Source organism: Sphingomonas paeninsulae (genome assembly GCF_003660165.1).
Taxonomy (GTDB): domain Bacteria; phylum Pseudomonadota; class Alphaproteobacteria; order Sphingomonadales; family Sphingomonadaceae; genus Sphingomonas_O; species Sphingomonas_O paeninsulae.
Genome location: NZ_CP032829.1, coordinates 1,433,202 through 1,450,992, shown reverse-complemented (window position 1 = coordinate 1,450,992; position 17,791 = coordinate 1,433,202). Strand labels below are relative to the sequence as shown.

Here is a 17,791-nt window from a genome sequence, read left to right as displayed (position 1 = left end):
AACTGCCCCTTTTTTGTGTCTGTAACGGTGAAAGCTTTAGTTCGGCGTGGTCGCTCGCGCGCCTTGTCCGTCGCCGACGGGGGCAGCCACGATATCACGCGTTGTCGAACCCTTGTCGACAACGGTTGTGCCGGGATCACCAGCTTCCGACCGGATGCCAGCCTGAGCACGAGCGCCGCCAGCCTGATCGATAGCACCGGTTTCAGCCGCGCTACGCGCCGACGGGCCTCCGAACATTGCCTGCAGAGCCTGGGTCGAGGCATCCACTTCCTGCGGACGCGCTGCGCCGGGCTTTGGCGTGGTCAAGGCGAAATCGGGTGGCACGACCAAAGGCTGAGCGCGCGAAACGGCCATTTCATCGGGCCGCGCGCGGTTGAACACGCCACCCCGACTCGAACTGCCACAGCTTGCCAGAGTGGCGGCGACGGCCAGTATGGCCACGCTTGCTACGATTGTCTTACGCATCTTGGGCTACTTTCGTCTTGTCGCGCACCAAAAGCGCGCGGAACAGCAATATGAGAACACCGATGGTAATAGCGGCATCGGCGACGTTGAACACTAGGAAAGGCCGAAACTCGCCAAAATGCAAATCGGCAAAGTCCACGACGTGCGAAAAGCGGACCCGGTCGACGATGTTACCCAGCGCACCGCCAAGGACGAGGCCGAGGCCAAACGCGTCCTGTGTGTTCCGTTCACGCCATAACCACACCGTCACGCCGACAGAGATTAACAGCGTGAGGCCGACGAGCAGCCAGCGTCCGATATTGGTGTCGGCGGTCAGCATCCCCAGCGAAACGCCGTAATTCTCAACCCAGGTCAGGTTGAAGAATGGAGTCAGGACGATCTGCCCACGCTCCTTCAGACCAAAGGGGACCGCGACCATATATTTTGCGAACTGGTCGGCCGCGAAGACGAGGGTTGCGAGGACGAAACCGAGGCGGCGGTTTGCGGGGTGCCAGTCATGCTGGTTCGCCTACGACTTCGGTGCAGCGGTTACACAAGTCGCCATCTTCCTCGACTTCGGGAAGGTGACGCCAGCAGCGGCCGCATTTGTGATGCGTGGTGACGGTGACACTAAGCACCTCGCCTACCGAAGCTTCCGAAACGATCAGCAGTTCAGCCAAATCCAGATTGGCAGCATCGACCGGCAAAGGAGTCACGACCACCGCTTCCAGACTCGACCCAACGGTCTTGTCTCGCCGCATGGGCTCGATCGTCCCGGTAACGCCAGCACGCATTTCCCTGAGATAGAGCCAGCGGTCGCCGAGAAGTGTGGACTTCCAACCAGCATCAACCTCCGGCCACTCCTGCAAATGCACAGACCCAGCTTCGGGATGCCGTGTTCCCCAAGCTTCCTCAGCGGTAAATACCAACACGGGAGCAGCCCAGCGCACCAGCGCCTCGAACACGGTATCCAGCACCGTCCGATAAGCCCGCCGCTTCAGCGTTCCACCCGGCAATGCAGGCCCGACGTCGCAATAAAGCGAATCCTTGCGAATATCGAAGAAGAACGCGCTGAGGTCGTTGTTGGCGAAGTCGCTCAGCAGGCGGACGTAAGTGTTGAAGTCGAAATCATCGACCGCAATCCGCAGTTTTGCATCCATGTCCGCGAGCAAATGCAACACATAGCGTTCGAGCTCGGGCATCTCGGCAACCGGCACGCGTTCGGTTTCGGAAAACCCTTCCAGCGCGCCGAGCAGGTAGCGGAACGTGTTACGCAGCTTGCGATACTGATCCGAAATACCGCTCAGGATTTCCTTGCCGATGCGATTGTCTTCGGTGAAATCGATGCTCAACGCCCACAGTCGCAGGATGTCGGCACCGCTGTCCTTCATCAGCATCTGCGGATCGATGGTGTTGCCGAGCGACTTGGACATTTTCATGCCCTTCGCATCCATCGTGAAACCGTGCGTCAGGACCGCTTTATACGGTGCATGGCCGCGCGTGCCGCAGCTTTCGAGCAGCGACGACTGGAACCATCCGCGATGCTGATCGCTACCTTCCAGATACAGGTCGGCGGGCGGCCCTGTGTATCCCTTCGGGCGGAGCAGGTCTGGCCATTTACCCGATTCCAGCACGAAAACATGGGTGCAGCCGCTGTCGAACCACACGTCAAGAATGTCCGTCTGGCGCTCGTAGTCGGCGGCGTCATAGGCATCACCGAGGAAACCCTGTGCAGCCTCGTCGGTCCACGCATCGACACCCTGTTCGCGCACCGCCGCAACGATCCGCGTGTTGACCGCTGGATCATTCAAATATGCGCCAGTCTTGCGATCAACGAACAAGGTGATCGGCACGCCCCATGCGCGCTGGCGGCTGATAACCCAGTCGGGGCGGCCCTCCACCATGGCATTGATGCGGTTGCGGCCCTTTTCTGGAATCCAGCGGGTGTCGGTGATGGCCTGAAGTGCGGTGTCGCGCAGCGTGCCGCCGCCGTCCCGCGCTTCATCCATCGGGATGAACCATTGCGGCGTGCAGCGAAAGATGACCTTGGCCTTCGAACGCCAGCTATGCGGATAGCTGTGCTTATAGTCCGCCGACGCCGCGAGCAGGCCACCAGCGTCGCGCAGATCGTTGCAGATCGGCCCATCGGGCGCGACGAACTTGGCGTTGATGACCGACCCCTGGCCGCCGAGCCATGCCCAGTCGGCCCGATACTTGCCGTCGGCTTCGACCGCGAAAACCGGCTCGATGCCGTTGGCCTTGCATAGCAGGAAATCGTCCTCGCCGTGGTCGGGTGACATATGAACGAGCCCAGTGCCAGTCTCCGTCGTGACGAAATCGCCGGCGAGGAACGGGCGGGGGCGCGCGAAGAAGCCGCCGAGATGGTGCATCGGGTGGCGGGCGATAGTTCCGGCGAGTTGGGAGCCTTTGAAGGTAGCTCCCGTTGTAAATGCCAGTGCGCCATCCGTATTAAAACTGGCTTGGAAACGTGTCCGAACTGCTTCGACGAGAGCAGTCGCTACGATGAACTTCTTACTGGCCCACTGAAAAAACAATGGCTTTACTTCAGCTCCGTCGCGTCCAACGCCAACGACTTCGCAAATCGTGTACTCAATCTCAGGCCCATAAGCCAAAGCCTGATTGACCGGGATCGTCCAGGGCGTCGTCGTCCAGATCACCGCATAAGCGCCGACCAGTTCGGGGATCGCCGACTCTACAATCTCGAACGCAACATCGATCTGCGTCGAGACGATGTCCTCATACTCGACCTCGGCCTCGGCCAGCGCAGTCTTCTCGACCGGCGACCACATCACCGGCTTGGCACCGCGATAAAGCTGTCCGCTGTCGGCAAACTTCATCAGTTCGGAAACGATCGTCGCTTCCGCTTCGAAATCCATCGTCAGATACGGGTGGTCCCAGTCGGCATTGATCCCCAGCCGCTTGAGTTGCTCACGCTGCGTATCGACCCAGCCCTTTGCATAAGCACGGCATTCGGCGCGGAATTCCGACGCCGGAACCTCGTCCTTGTTCAGCTTTTTCTTGCGATAGGCTTCCTCGACCTTCCACTCGATCGGCAGGCCATGGCAATCCCAGCCCGGAACGTAGGGCGCGTCTTTGCCGAGCAGAGTCTGCGTACGGACGACCATGTCCTTCAGGATATGGTTCAGTGCATGGCCGATGTGCATGTCGCCATTCGCGTATGGAGGGCCGTCATGGAAGATGAACTTCTCACGCCCGCGCCGCGCATCGCGCAACTTGTCGTACAGGCCAGCCGCTTTCCAACGCTCCAGAATCACCGGTTCCTTTGCGGGAAGCCCGGCTTTCATTGGGAAATCGGTCTTCGGCAGGAAGACGGTGTCGCGATAGTCGCGCTTTTCGGCTGCTGGTGTGTCGGTCATATCGCGGTGCAATTAGAGGAACGACCGCAGAAAGAAAACCGCCCCTCCGTCACGCGGGAAAAACCCGCTTCCCTGAGCTTGTCGAAGGACTGCCCTTCTTTGTCAAAGCAAACAGGGCAACCCTTCGACAAGCTCAGGGAAGCGGAGAGGAGTTTAGCGCAGCACCGCAACTGCGGCGCGTTCCCGCAGCCGTTCGACCGCCGCCGCATGGATGCCGGGAGCACAACACAGCACGCCGAACATCTCACCCTTGGTCGAGTTGAACCGCAGCGTTTGGCCGCGCGCGTCGGTGACGGTCGCACCCGCTTCCTGCGCGATCAGCGCCGCCGCCGCGATGTCCCATTCATGCCCCCAGCGCGTCGCGGCGAGCAAATCCGCTTCGCCATTCGCCACCATCGCCATGCGCAGCGCGATCGAATTCGGACGAAACACCATCGTCAGATCACTGTCGGCTTTTGGCAAAATCTCGGCGGGGACGCGCGCGCCCGCCAGTTGGGTCCGATCGCGCGTATGGACAGGCACCCCGTTCAGCGTCGCGCCCTTGCCCAATTCCGCGGCCCAATGTTCGCCGCGCGCCGGGGCGTCGAGCACGCCAAGCATCGCTCGACCGCCCTCTACCAGCGCCACCGATACCGCCCAGCCGGGGCGACCACGCACGAAATCGCGCGTGCCATCGATGGGATCAACCACCCATACCCGGCTGCGCATCAGGCGCTCTGCCGAATCGGCGGTTTCTTCTGAAAACCAGCCCGCCTCCGGGTCGAGTTTCCCAAGAGCCGCGCGCAGCATATCGTTAGCAGCCAGATCTATCTCGCAAACGATCTCTCCGGGCACCTTGTCCCAGCTTGCGAACTCACCGCGCCAGCGAGCAAAGGCCATTGCTCCGGCGGCGCGAGCGACTTCGCTCACGGCTGAAAGGAGGCTATTCGCCAGCAAGCGTCATTCCATCCACCCGGATCGTCGGCACATTGACCGAATGGCGGAATTCCAGATCGTTTGCGGGTGTCAGCAAGCGGAACATATCCTTCAGGTTTCCCGCTATGGTAACTTCAGAAACCGCGCCTGCAATCTCTCCATTTACGATTCGGAATCCCGATGCGCCCCGGCTGTAATCGCCGGTCAGCCCATTGACGCCCATGCCGATCAATTCAGTGACATAAAAACCATCCTTTATGTCGGCCATCAACGCTTCCGGCGTCACGGTCCCGGCCTCCATATGCACATTGCTCGGCCCCGCTCCCGGTGCACCAGAAATCCCGCGCGATGCGTGTCCGGTTGGTGCAATGCCGATCTGCCGCGCCGATGCGCTTTCGGCGATCCACGCGGTCAGCACACCCTTGTCGATCAGTTTGGATGGGTTGGTCGCCAGTCCCTCGCCATCGAACGCACGACTGCGCAACCCACGCACTCGCCACGGATCGTCACAAACCGTAACACCCGAATCAAAGATAGCTGTGCCCAGAGCGTCGAGCAGGAAGCTGGTTTTGCGCGCGATACCCGACCCTGTGATCGCACCGATCAAATGCCCGAGCAGCGATCCGCCAACGCGAGGATCGTACACCACAGTCATCGGCCCGCTTTTCAAACGCACCGGGTTCATCCGATCGATCGCGCGGTTTCCTGCTTTCAGCCCGACCAGCGAAGGCGCATCCATGTCGCTGCGATAGCGGACCGAATGAGACGCGTAGTCGCGCTGCATATTTGCCCCTTCCCCGGCCAGCACACTTGCTGAAACGCCGTGGCTCGATCCACTTGAAGTGCCGCCGAACCCGGCACTCGTTGCAAGCGCCATAACGCTTCGTCCAGCGCTCGCGCCTGCACCCTCGCTGTTGGTGATCCCCACCACTGCACGGGCTGCGTCTTCGGCTTCCAATGCGGCCGCCCGCAAAACCTCCGGTGCTGCTTCGCCACCGTCATCGATATCGAAATCGCGGAACGGCCCGTGGGAGATCAGTTCATCGGGAGCAAGGCCTGCGAACTTATCCTCAGGCGCAAGGCGCGCCATTGCCACCGTTCGCTCGACCAGCGCGGCAAGCGCATCGTCCGACATGTCGGACGACGATGCCGTTGCCGAGCTTTGCCCAACGAACACCCGCAACCCGATTTCCTGACTTTCGGAACGCTCGACCCCTCCAGCGCGCCCAGCCGTATCTCGACCGACGTTGCAGCGTTGGCGGCATAAACGGCATCAGCGGTATCCGCTCCGGCTTTGACGGCACGGGAAACAAGATCAGTGGCGCGTGTAAGCGCCTGTTCACGGGTAAGCATCGGTTTCGCTTAAGGAGCGCGGGGGTTCCCGTCAAAGGCTCGCAGAACCGACCGCTGCACAAGCCAGCGCCATTAACAGCCCGGCAAAGCGATTCGACCGAAACTTTGCGAGCGCGTCGTTGCCATCGTCGAGGTTGAGCGTCCCGATCTGCCACCCAAATTGCACCGCAATCGGAACCAGCGCCAATATGGCGAACACATCGGGCCGCATCATCCAGAATGCAGCCGCCCACAGCGCCACGGCAAGTGTATAAAACCCTGCAACTCCGCCGCGCACATGCGCGCCCAGCCGTCGCGCAGAGGACCGCACCCCGATCAGCGCGTCATCCTCGCGGTCCTGCAAAGCATAAATCGTGTCATATCCGATCACCCACGCGATGCTGCCTCCGTACAACAGGAACATCGGCCATTCGACACGCCCCGACACCGCCGTCCATCCAACCAGCAAAGCCCATGAGAATACGATCCCAAGCCATGCTTGCGGCCACCATGTGATCCGCTTCATAAACGGATAGGCCGCGACCGGAGCCAAACTACCGACAGCGATCCCCGCCGCCAGCAAAGGCAGTTGCAACAGGACGATCAACCCGATCAAACACAGCGCGATCAACCAGGCCCACGCCGCCTTCGAACTCACCGCACCGCTAACCAGCGGCCGATTGCGCGTCCGTTCGACCTGCGCATCCAGATCGCGGTCCACGATGTCATTATAAACGCAGCCTGCTCCGCGCATCGCAATAGCACCGAACAGCAACCATAGCAGCAACGGCCAGTGTTCGCGCAAACCACCGGCAAGCAACAATCCCCAGGCACCGGGCCAATACAACAGCCACCAGCCGATCGGTCGGTCGAACCGTGCCAGCAAAGCAAAGGGACGGGCAGCACGAGGCAGATAACGGACAAGTCCGCGCAATTCGCTGTCGGGCGTAGTGACGGCGTCTCCGGTCATGCTAGGGGGCCATATGCCCGCAACACCCGCATGGCCACCCGAAAGCAGCGTCAGGCTGTTTGTCGAAACGCGCCTTTCCGAAAACGCCCAAATCCGCCTTGATGGTGCACAGGCGCATTATCTCGTTTCGGTGATGCGGATAAAGACGGGCGAACACGTCAAGCTGTTCGACGATGCGACTGGCGAATGGCTGGCCGAAGCGATCATGGTCGGCAAACGCGACATCGCTCTGAACATGGTCGCACATCTGAAACCGCGAGAACCGGTTCCCGACCTGTGGCTTGCCGCCGCCCCGATCCGCCGCGCACGTTATGACTGGGTTGCCGAAAAGGCCTGCGAACTCGGTGTCGCGCGCTTCGTGCCCGTCCTCACACGCCGCGCCGTCGTGGACAAGGTCAAGGACGACCGCCTGCGCGCGCATATGATCGAGGCTGCCGAACAATGCGGCCGAACCGCGCTTCCCGAGATTTCGGCCCAGATCAAACTCCTCGACTGGCTCAAAACGCTTGAGGGCCGCACGCTGTTTTTCGCCGATGAAGCGGGGGGCGAGCCCTTTGCAACCGCAATCGCCGCCAACCCCGGTCCTGCGGCAGTCCTGATCGGTCCTGAGGGTGGGTTCGACGATGCCGAACGTGATGCCATCCGAGGAGTGCCCACCGCGGTACCGATCACGCTCGGTCCTCGCATCCTTCGTGCAGATACAGCCGCTATTGCTGCAATATCGGTCTGGATGGCGCTTTCGCTCTAACCAGCGATTTGTAAGCGCGCGTCAGTTGATCCGTGCGCGGAACCTGATGTTAAAGCTGCTGTTCGCTGCCATCGTCCCCTGTGGCAACCATCGCACCGATCGCACAGCGGGATCATAGTTCACCGCTGGGGTCATCGAAGCGTTTGCAGCGTTCAGATAGGTTATGTTCGCTGCACCAAGCGTTAGCCCGCTGGTTCCCGAAGCGAACACGTAATTCTGCACACCCGGCGTGGCCCCGTCGATATCGCCGTTAAAAAATGTCACATTGGCTGGCAAAGCGTCGGCGATCAGCGTTGTGCTCAGATCGACTGTACTTCCTCCCGTATTCGTAACCGTAACGGTGTAATCGACGTCCGCACCGGGGATATTGAAACGGTTCGGATCGCTGATCGCCACAGAGACCGGGGCGGCTGTCTTACTAATGCCAACTGCGGGCATCGGGCAAAAGCTGATGTCGTGTATCGAAATCCATTGGTTGCCCGCAGTCCCCGTCATCGTCGAACGCGGGCCGTTTCCATAACGAACTTCCGCCTGCGTGATAGGCGCGACGAACTGGACGTTCAAATTACCATAGGCCACTGTCGGAGTGGATTCGCCGGTGCCTTCCGCGTCAGTTACAGGAAAACTATAGGCATTGTTCGTACCCGGCCCGACAAATGTAACGCCGGGCGCAGTTACCCCCGGATTAGTGCTGTTGTTGCGTCCATAGGGCGTAGAGATTGACGGGATGTAGGTCGGCCCGTTTGTGCCCGTAATTCTCAACCAATCTCGAAATTGAGCGGCAGCATAATCGACATCAAGTATTTTGAACGTCACTTCACGCACCGGGGTGCTGAACCCAAAGCGCACAATAGCAACGTTCGTCGTGGTTCCGATGTCGGTCGTGTATCCCGCAAAACGGACGGCCAAAAATAAAGTGTTCTCGCCTGCGGTTATCCCCCCAGAATTCTGCACAGAGATATTCGGCGTCTGCCCCGATCCGGAATCGATAAAGTGGGTGGTGTCGCCGGAAAAGCTCATAGTGACAGCAACAGACGCGCCCGCCGCATTGGTGACTGTGTAAGTTCGCGTGCCGGTGCCAAGGTTGACCTTCGGCGTCACCGCATCCCAGTCCAGCTTAAACATATTGGTGGAATTACAGCTCGTTTGCGCCGGAGCAGGAACAACAAACCCCGTGGTCAACACACCCGCTGCAAGCAATCGCGCAATGATTTTAGACAAACTAACGCCCATGCCAATTTTCAAGATCATGTCTTCCCCACCGGTTGACGTTTTGGCCCTAGCGCGAAAACACTAAGGACCGGTAGAGATTGGCTATCGATTGCTGGTGACAATCATCGTTTGCATTCGCAACGGCCCGGATTAAGGCCGCGATCATGACGACACGTGCAACGACCGAAGACCTCGAGCTGCCGATGGAAAGTCGCGCGGACATGATCGGACTGTTTTCCAAGGGAGAAAAGCCCAAGGATCGCTGGCGAATAGGCACCGAGCATGAGAAGTTCGTTTATTTTACCGATGACAAGCGCGCGCCATCTTATGAAGAAAAAGGCGGCATTCATGCGCTGATGATCGGTTTGACCCGCTATGGCTGGGAACCGATATACGAAGGCGAGAATATCATCGCGCTCGGCGGTCCCGACGGTAATATCAGCCTCGAGCCGGCCGGCCAGTTCGAATTGTCCGGTGCGCCACTCGATAATTTGCACGAAACCTGCGCCGAAACCGGCCGCCATCTTCAGCAGGTTAAGGAAGTCGGCGACCAATTGGGTTTGGGGTTTCTCGGTTTAGGGCTTTGGCCCGACAAGATCCGCGCCGAGCTGCCGATCATGCCTAAAGGGCGTTACAAGATCATGCTCGAACATATGCCGCGTGTCGGCACAATGGGCCTCGACATGATGTTGCGGACCTGCACGATCCAGACCAATCTCGACTATTCATCCGAAGCCGACATGGTGAAAAAGTTTCAGGTTTCGCTCGCGTTGCAACCGCTGGCTACCGCGCTGTTTGCCAATTCGCCGTTTCTCGAAGGCAAGCCGAATGGCTTTCTTTCGTACCGCAGCCACATCTGGACCGACACCGACCGCGCACGCACCGGAATGTTGCCATTCGTGTTCGAAGATGGGTTCGGATACGAACGATACGCCGATTACATGCTCGACGTGCCAATGTATTTCGTCTTCCGCGACGGCAAATACATCGATGCCGCCGGCTTGAGCTTTCGTGACTTCCTGAAGGGCGAATTGTCGGTCCTCCCCGGTGAAAAGCCAACGCTGACCGACTGGACCGATCATCTGTCCACCGCTTTCCCGGAAGTACGGCTGAAAAGTTTTCTGGAAATGCGCGGCGCCGATGGCGGACCGTGGAACAAGATCTGCGCGCTTCCTGCGTTTTGGGTAGGCCTGCTCTATGACCAAACGGCGCTTGATGCCGCCTGGGATCTGGTCAAACACTGGACCATCGAAGATCATCAGCGCATCCGCGACGATGTCCCGCGCATCGCGCTCGAGGCTAAAGGCCCGCGCGGCCGTTCGCTTCGCGAACTTGGCAAGATCGTACTTGATATTGCTGACGCCGGCCTGAAGGCGCGCAACCGGACCAATGCTATCGGTGATACGGAACAGGGCTTCCTCGATCCGCTGCGTGAGATCATCTCAAGTGGCAAGGTTCCCGCCCAGCGCCTGCTCGACAGCTATCACGGTGCATGGAACGGTGACTTGTCACGCGTCTATGACGACATGAGTTTCTAGGAATTCGCTAACCGTTCCGGCGCCAACGCTGCTTCATCCACCGCGAATAGTCGCGATAGGTGGCGTCGTTGCCAAGGTGCTTTTCCTCGGTCTTTGCACGCCAGTAATAGACGCCACTGACCAGGGCCATGATCGCCGTGTTTCGAACTGCATCGGTCATGCTTCCGTTCGTCACTAGAAATGGCAGCGTCGACAGCCACCAAAAGGCGTTCTTCGACAAATAGGCCGGGTGCTTTGCCCAGGCATAGGGACCATGCGTCAAAATTCCGCGGTGCGTCAGGTTCGAAAACCGCAACCCGAACGCAACCGTCGCCCATGCGTAGATTGCTGTAAGCAGTACCAGCGCTGCGCCCCAGATCGACAGCAGCACGGGCTGGGCTCCGATCCAGTAACCCCAGTCCGCCGTCGCTTGATGATAATCAAGCGGACCGCCGTTTCCCATCAGGATAAATGGCGGGTAACAGATCAACGCCGCCACCCACCCTTCGGCATATGGCATGGCCGACCGGATATGCGCGTCGAGTGGCTTCATGGTCAGGACATAGCCCACTGTCGCCATCCCCACGTCGATCACGAACATGAACGATATCAGATAGTTTGCGACAGAAACGGGCGAGGCAATGATTTCTGCCCAGGGTTTGGAAACAATTTCAGCAAATCCGCCGGGAATGATCGACAGCATGAATGCCAGGTAGAAACCCTTAACTGCCCAACTGCGCAGATGATCGGCGATTGCCGCACGGTCGCCCGGCCCCGCCCCCATCAGCCATTGACCGAGCGCCCACGCGCCATCGCGGGGATGCTTCAGCCGGGTATCGATCCACAGGATATAGGGAACCGACAACACGAACAAAAACGGTGCCGTCAGGATCAACAGCTTCATCGAGAAAAGGTAATTATCGGTCCAGTAAAACCGACTGATCGCATAGACACACCCGATCCCGGTCCATGTTACCCAAAGCCCGGCAAGCTTCGTCAGGCTGATATCAAGTGTTTCCGAAAGCGGCTTGGCGGGATTGTCCCAGTCGAGGCCGGTCGATGGATTGCGATGAACGCGATCGACCAGCACCGACCACAACACCATCGGAATCGCACATGCCGCGACATTGGCAAGCGCCGCCAGCGGTCCGCTCATGCCATAGGTGCGCGCGATCGTGAACCACGCGAAAAGTCCCGCGAGGCCGGCCAGGCCGACTCCGGTACTGACCGCTGATTTGGGTCGGGTCAGACGTGGAGCAGACATTCAAAAATTGCCTCGTTAGCTGTCGATTGACCGGAAACGGCCGCGCCTTGCAAGCTCTACCGCCCCTGACTACGCCAGCGTTTGATCACGCGACCCAGCATTTCATCCTCGCCACCCGATTCGGTCCACAGTTGCGAGAACAGCGGATCGCTCGATGCTGGACGCTTAACCTCTTCCAGCGCGTCGAACGCAACTCGGATCGGAATTGAGACACCTTCGCCACAGACAATACATTCGCGATTGCGCAAAGCGGGGATCGTATCGAGAAACCCACGTGCACCTTCGGGCATGGCCGATCGAACATACGCCTGATCGCGCTCGTTGTTCAGGCGCATGGCGATGATCGTACCGCACTGCGACAGCACACCTTCGGCAAGATCGGACGGACGCTGGGTAATAAGGCCGAGCGACACGCCATATTTGCGGCCTTCCTTGGCGATGCGACCAAGGATCTTGCCAACTGAGCCGATCTTGCCAGCCGTATCGGCCGGCACATAACGATGCGCCTCTTCACAAACGAGCAGAATGGGACGCTGCGGTTCGTTACGCGACCAGATCGCGTAATCGAACACCAGTCGCGCGAGAACGGCGACCACAACAGAGGTGATGTCCGACGGCACGCCCGAAACGTCGATAATCGAAATTGGCTTGCCATCGCCGGGCAATCGGAAAACGCGCCCCAGAAACCCCGCCATCGTGTCGGCAACCAGCATTCCTGAAAACATGAAGCTGTAGCGTGGATCGGATTTGATTTCGTCAATCTTAGTCTTCAACCGCATATACGGCGCACTGTCACCCGCCTTGTCCAGTCGGCCCATTTCCGCCTGGATATTGGCCGTCAGATCACTCAGCAAATAGGGGATCGGCGAATCGACGGTCAGCTTGGCGATGCCCTCTGAGGCACGGCTTTTCGCTTTTGCCGCAAGCAGGCATTTAGCAAGAATATCAACATCGAGCTGACGTTCATCCCTGTTACCCGAAACAAAAACCTCACAATGTTCTTCGAAGTTCATCAGCCAATACGGCATTGCCAGATTGGAAACGTCGAACAGCGCACCGTTGGTCTTGAACGCCGCTGAATATTCCCCGTGCGGATCGATCATAACGATATGGCCCTGCGGTGCCATTTCGCAGATCCGGTGCAGGATAAGGGCGGCGGCGGTCGATTTACCGGTTCCGGTCGATCCCAGCAGCGCAAAATGTTTGCCAAGCAGGGCATCGATGAACAGCGCGCCCCGAATGTCGCGTGTTGGATAAACCGTTCCAATCTCGATATGGGGACGATCTTCCGCTGCATACATCTGCTTCATATCCTGGCTCGTCACCGGATAAACACCGGAACCGGGCGTCGGATAGCGGGTCACACCGCGTCGGAAATTGTAGATCTTACCCGTCAGGCGCTCTTCGTCGCCCTCTCCCAAAAAGTCGATAAAGCCGATTATCGAGCCTTCGCGGTCGCCATCAGCTTTCAATGTACGGACGTTTGCCATCAACCAGTTGGACCCGACCTTGACCTTGATCAGGCTGCCTATCTGACCGCCCATCGACAGCGAAGAGTCGTCGGCATCAAGGAGCCGCTCCATCGCAGCCGAGTCGAGCCTGATCTGCGACGATGAACCCGAAATCTCGATAACGACGCCAATGCGGTTCCGCGCGATCGAATTGCTTGTCGCGTCCAGAAGTTCGGCCGCACTTTCGAAATCAACGCTTCGCTGCATATCCATGGTCACACTCATCCCGCCTGAAATCAGAACGGATCATCTAGCGTGAATGCGTAAACAGAGCGGTAACGCTTCAAACCCGACGGAAAATAGCGCCCGCCGCCCAGCCGAACGCCAAGGAGAGCGCAACTGCGGCCAGACCATAAGTGAAGGGCCAGTGTGTTGCCGCAGTCGCGACGAAACGTTCAAAGCCCGACTTCCGAATTTCGATGTCGCGCGTGGCGGCGGCAATGACTTTGCCGTCGCGAATAAGGAAGGTTTCAGCGGTGTAGCGCCCCACCGGAACGCGCGCCGGAATGGCAATATGCGCGCGATAAAGTACATCCTGACGAATCTCGACGCTCGACGGATGGCTGACATACAGCCCCCCGCGTTCGCGAAGATCGACAAAACCCGTTTCGAATCGCCTTTGCTCTGCGGGTTGCGCGCTACTGCCGGGAGAGAGGTGGATATTACCGAGGCCGAGTTCGTAGATGGCGGCAGTGCGCTCGTCGATCAGCGTTTGGAGCGGACGCGACGATGCGATCGCATAGAATGCCGGTGCCGATCGAAAGCGCGTGCTTTCGGTATTAGCCCAGATCAAGCCGCCGAGCTTTCGTTTTTCACGGACAAGGATGGATTGCGGCGGCCCTTTCAGAACAACCGCGACGTCGGTGTGACCGTCGGGAACACGGCCGCCCGGATAAACGATCGCACCGAACAACAGGAGTTCGGCACCCGTGAAGCTGTAGATTATTTCAACTTCGCTTTGCGACACGTCGGGAACGAGGACAGGTTCGCGCGCACCGATCAACAGCATCCAGCCAAAGAGCGCGATCAGGATTTTCACAGCTGCTGAACCGAAAAGATTTCGTCGGGGCGGAAGCCCAGGCCGACACCCATTCGAATCGCAACGAGCAAGACTATGCCTGCAAGGAGGAGGCGCAGATAATCCGGACGGAATTTCTGCGCGAGCCTCGCCCCGATCTGGGCACCGACCACGCTTCCCAAAAGGAGCAGCGCGGCCAATACGATATCGACCGCATGGGTGGTCAGTGCGTGAACCATCGTCGTGACAGCAGTCACGAACAGGATCTGGAACAGCGATGTTCCGACAACGACACGGGTAGCCATTCCGAGGAGATAAAGCATCGCCGGAACCATGATAAACCCGCCGCCGACCCCAAGCAGCACCGTCAGAATGCCGGTAGCAAAGCCGAGCAGAAGCGGTGCGAGTGGCGAAATATACAGTCCCGAAGCATAAAATCTCCAGCGCATCGGCAGGGCAGCAACAAGCGGATGGTGACGACGTTTGCTGGGCGGCAACGCAACACCCCGTCGCGCGGCGCTTACGCTCGTCCAGGCTTCCTTTGCCATCAGCGACCCAATCGATCCGAGCAGCACGACGTAGAGAACCGCGATGACGGTATCGATTTGTCCCCCGCCTGCAGCAGTTTGAAAATCGCAGATCCCGCGATCGCCCCCAAAATGCCGCCGACAACGAGGACCGCACCCATGTGCAGATCAACACCCCCGCGACGATAGTGCGCCAGCGCGCCCGAAACGCTGGCTCCCGTCACCTGCGTTGCGGCTGAGGCGGCGGCCACCGTCGGTGGGATGCCGTAAAATATAAGCAGCGGTGTAGTCAGGAAACCGCCGCCCACGCCGAACATACCCGAAAGCAAGCCTACGCCCGCGCCCAGCAGGACGATGACGAGCGCGTTTACCGACAGGTTGGCGATGGGCAGGTAGATGTCCATTGATCCAAAGGCCTAGCCGCACATGCCCAAAGGCGAAAGCGGTTTACGGCGTTAAAAGCCAAAGCCGATAGTGACCGATGGCCCGGAACCCGGCGCAGCATTCCCCGCCACGCGCTGACGCCAGCCGACTGTCACGCGCACAGGCTTTGCGGCGACAGGCAGGTCGACGACCATTTCGGGTCCGCTATCGAGACGCGCGACGCCGGGTTGAGCGCCGCCCGAAACGATGCCGCCCAACGACAGTTTCGCGGCGTGCCATAGTAATATCGGGCGTGTGATTCGCACCGCGCCGTCACCGAAACCATCCCGATTTCGCAGACCGACGACACCGAACTGCGCATAGCCATCGAGGACAAATCCATGTGGCAGAGCGACCTCGCTCACTCCGCCATATGCCGTGACCGACATGGCATTGCGCGCACCGTTGTCGAGTGCGATCCGGCGTTCGAGCAATAGCCCGACAGCGCGGCCCCGAAGTGCGACACCGACCGAAACCTCGCGCCCTTTCCGCATCGCGAGCGGGGAACTGAGGCGGGCGGTGAGTGCGATCGGGTGTACACCTGTTTCGTAGAAAATGCGGACTCCGGCCTGCGAGCCGCCGAGTGTTCCGCCTGTGCCGAGGGCGGTGCCAGAGCTTTCTGGGCGAAATAATGCCCATGCCGAGCCGGTAAATCGGGGTTTGTGGTTGGTTTTGGGCAGCCACGGCGCGATTCGGGCGGAATCTGGCGCCAGCGTTTCATCCTTTATGGAAGCGACGGTGCTGCTTTTCACGACAACCACAGGCCGCACGCGGGTTTCAACCAGTCGAACGGAGACCGACCGGATATCATCACGCGAAAACATGATCGAACCGTGCCTTGTTGCCGTCGCCACCACGATCGGCAACCGCGCGTTGACCACCAGTTCGGCCTCCGCCAGCGGCAAGGCGGTCCCCGGAAGCGCGGGCCAGAGCACCGCCACACGAATCAGCACCCAGCCCGTGATGACAACGCCGAATGCCCTTAACGGGCGGCTCACCGGTGCTTTTGATCGAGTCACTCGGCGGGCAGGATGGTGGGGAAGGCATGAGCGGTCTTGTCCCAGCGGACCACCCCGTCACGGCGCATCCTGAGATAGACAAATACGGCACGCCGCGCGGCCATCATCGCAATGACATTGCTGATAATCGCCCGAGGAATTGCGCGCGCGCCCTCTCTCCATCCGTAAGCCGCCGTCACGAAAGCAAAGCGCATCGCGAGCCGCCAGAACAACGACAGTCCGCTTGCCAAAAGAAGCCAACCCAACAGCGGAGACCCGACCGGACGCACCGCCCCATCGGACCAGTTCGCCAGTTGAAGCAGCACCGTCAGAACGAGCCCCGCATAAGCCGCCAGCAATATTGTGGCACACGCCAGAGCACGCCGGTCGTGCAGGCGCATCCAGCTTTCAGCGATCCCGCCATGCCAGCCGAGCCGGTCCCAGCCCGATAAGGCAATCCCGGCGATCCACCGCGATTTCTGCCGCACCGCTTCATCAAGGGTCGCAGGGAAATGAGCGCGAACGGCAACCATGCCGCCGCCCGCATGAGGCAAACGCACGAAGATACCGCGTCCGCCCAGTTCAGCGACGCGAAGGCCCAGTTCATAATCTTCGGTCAGGCTATCGTGATCGAAAGGGGCACCGCCGCGCGAATCGGCGATGCGGCCCATGATCTCTCGGGCGAAGGCGCATCCGACGCCGGCCGCCGGTATACCCGCGCCGATCGCCTCGCGCACAACGATCATCTTGCCATGCGCCTCGGCAAATTCGTCGATATAATGGCCGCCGATCCAGCGCGACCCCGCATCGACCAGAGGCAATACCGGTAGTTGGACGAAATCGAACCGTTCGATCAGCCTGTCGAAAACGCGCAATTCGGCGGAGTGCACAACATCCTCCGCATCGTGCAAAACGATCGACTTCGCGCTCCAGCCCTCTGCCCGTTCATCGGCAACCAGCGCCTGCCATAGCGTGTTGAGGCATCCAGCTTTCGTCGTCGGACCGTTCGCCTGACCAACGACCACACGTATGTGCGGAGAGGCAATCGACCCGACAACGGCGAGCGTGATGGGATCATTGGGATAGCAGCCGACATAAATCCGATAGTCCTGCCCTCCGAACACGCTCACCGCATGTGCGAGCATTGGCCCGATCACGCTGCCTTCATCCCATGCCGGAACGAAAACAACCGTGCGGCCCGGCGAACGGGCGCGCTGTAAAGTCGCACTGTTCGCGCCTGCTTGCCGCCTATAAATGATCGTCCGTCGCGTAACGGTTCGGCACATCCAGATAAGATCGATCAACAAGTCATCGGCACCGCCGATCACGAACCCCACCACAGAAAAGAGCATCAGTTCGTGAGCGACAAACGCCACTACGTCGAGAATCGCCATCATGGTTTATATTGCCCCCCAGCCATGCTTTGATGAGCCGGATTTGCCGCGACGCAAAGCGTTTGTTTCGGTTACAGAACAATTACAATTACAGTTGCGTCGCTGCACTGAACGTGATGG

12 protein-coding genes and 3 pseudogenes are annotated in these 17,791 nt (G+C 59.5%); 2 read left to right on the top strand and 13 right to left on the bottom strand.

Annotated features, from left to right (window positions below; all coding sequences use genetic code 11):
- Positions 1–36 precede the first annotated feature (36 nt).
- The 6 genes and pseudogenes from D3Y57_RS12640 to ubiA all read right to left on the bottom strand — a co-directional run bounded on the left by D3Y57_RS12640 (position 37) and on the right by ubiA (position 7,059).
- Positions 37–465 (bottom strand): DUF3035 domain-containing protein, encoded by a 429-nt coding sequence (locus D3Y57_RS12640; RefSeq protein WP_121153281.1) that lies wholly within the window; start codon positions 463–465, stop codon positions 37–39.
- A pseudogene (lspA, locus tag D3Y57_RS12635) lies at positions 458–955 on the bottom strand (signal peptidase II); the annotation flags it as partial. The gene D3Y57_RS12640 and the pseudogene lspA, both read right to left, overlap by 8 nt.
- A gap of 4 nt (positions 956–959) precedes the next feature.
- Positions 960–3,842 carry an isoleucine--tRNA ligase gene (gene ileS / locus D3Y57_RS12630; protein ID WP_121153280.1) on the bottom strand — a complete coding sequence of 961 codons (2,883 nt, stop codon included), beginning with the start codon at positions 3,840–3,842 and terminating at the stop codon, positions 960–962.
- Between the two features lie 153 nt (positions 3,843–3,995).
- Positions 3,996–4,778 carry an inositol monophosphatase family protein gene (locus tag D3Y57_RS12625; protein ID WP_430739038.1) on the bottom strand — a complete coding sequence of 261 codons (783 nt, stop codon included), beginning with the start codon at positions 4,776–4,778 and terminating at the stop codon, positions 3,996–3,998.
- A pseudogene (locus D3Y57_RS12620) lies at positions 4,765–6,110 on the bottom strand (TldD/PmbA family protein). The gene D3Y57_RS12625 and the pseudogene D3Y57_RS12620 overlap by 14 nt, the downstream one beginning before the upstream one ends.
- A gap of 31 nt (positions 6,111–6,141) precedes the next feature.
- Positions 6,142–7,059: a 4-hydroxybenzoate octaprenyltransferase gene (ubiA, locus tag D3Y57_RS12615; RefSeq protein ID WP_121153279.1), complete on the bottom strand. Its 918-nt coding sequence runs from the start codon at positions 7,057–7,059 to the stop codon at positions 6,142–6,144.
- Positions 7,060–7,072: 13 nt separating this feature from the next.
- Here ubiA and D3Y57_RS12610 point away from each other — a divergent pair, with 13 nt between their 5' ends.
- Positions 7,073–7,807: a 16S rRNA (uracil(1498)-N(3))-methyltransferase gene (locus tag D3Y57_RS12610; RefSeq protein WP_121155873.1), complete on the top strand. Its 735-nt coding sequence runs from the start codon at positions 7,073–7,075 to the stop codon at positions 7,805–7,807.
- A gap of 21 nt (positions 7,808–7,828) precedes the next feature.
- Here D3Y57_RS12610 and D3Y57_RS12605 read toward each other — a convergent pair whose 3' ends face one another.
- A complete protein-coding gene (locus tag D3Y57_RS12605; RefSeq protein WP_121153278.1) occupies positions 7,829–9,058 on the bottom strand; it encodes a hypothetical protein in 1,230 nt (409 codons plus the stop codon).
- Between the two features lie 125 nt (positions 9,059–9,183).
- Here D3Y57_RS12605 and D3Y57_RS12600 point away from each other — a divergent pair, with 125 nt between their 5' ends.
- Entirely contained in the window at positions 9,184–10,557 is a 1,374-nt protein-coding gene (locus D3Y57_RS12600) for a glutamate--cysteine ligase (RefSeq protein ID WP_121153277.1), read from the top strand.
- A 7-nt stretch (positions 10,558–10,564) separates the two neighbouring features.
- Here the strand turns inward: D3Y57_RS12600 and D3Y57_RS12595 are convergent, their stop codons facing one another.
- From D3Y57_RS12595 to D3Y57_RS12570, 6 genes and pseudogenes are all read right to left on the bottom strand, one after another.
- Positions 10,565–11,800: an isoprenylcysteine carboxylmethyltransferase family protein gene (locus D3Y57_RS12595; RefSeq protein ID WP_121153276.1), complete on the bottom strand. Its 1,236-nt coding sequence runs from the start codon at positions 11,798–11,800 to the stop codon at positions 10,565–10,567.
- 56 nt (positions 11,801–11,856) lie between these two features.
- Positions 11,857–13,524, bottom strand: a complete 1,668-nt coding sequence (locus tag D3Y57_RS12590; RefSeq protein ID WP_121153275.1) for an ATP-binding protein — start codon at positions 13,522–13,524, stop codon at positions 11,857–11,859.
- A 70-nt stretch (positions 13,525–13,594) separates the two neighbouring features.
- Positions 13,595–14,320: a TIGR02186 family protein gene (locus tag D3Y57_RS12585; RefSeq protein ID WP_121155871.1), complete on the bottom strand. Its 726-nt coding sequence runs from the start codon at positions 14,318–14,320 to the stop codon at positions 13,595–13,597.
- A gap of 26 nt (positions 14,321–14,346) precedes the next feature.
- Positions 14,347–15,260, bottom strand: a pseudogene (locus tag D3Y57_RS12580) (sulfite exporter TauE/SafE family protein).
- Positions 15,261–15,311: 51 nt separating this feature from the next.
- Positions 15,312–16,277: a hypothetical protein gene (locus D3Y57_RS12575; protein WP_162987102.1), complete on the bottom strand. Its 966-nt coding sequence runs from the start codon at positions 16,275–16,277 to the stop codon at positions 15,312–15,314.
- 17 nt (positions 16,278–16,294) lie between these two features.
- Positions 16,295–17,674 carry a glycosyl transferase family protein gene (locus D3Y57_RS12570; RefSeq protein ID WP_121153273.1) on the bottom strand — a complete coding sequence of 460 codons (1,380 nt, stop codon included), beginning with the start codon at positions 17,672–17,674 and terminating at the stop codon, positions 16,295–16,297.
- Positions 17,675–17,791: the final 117 nt, after the last annotated feature.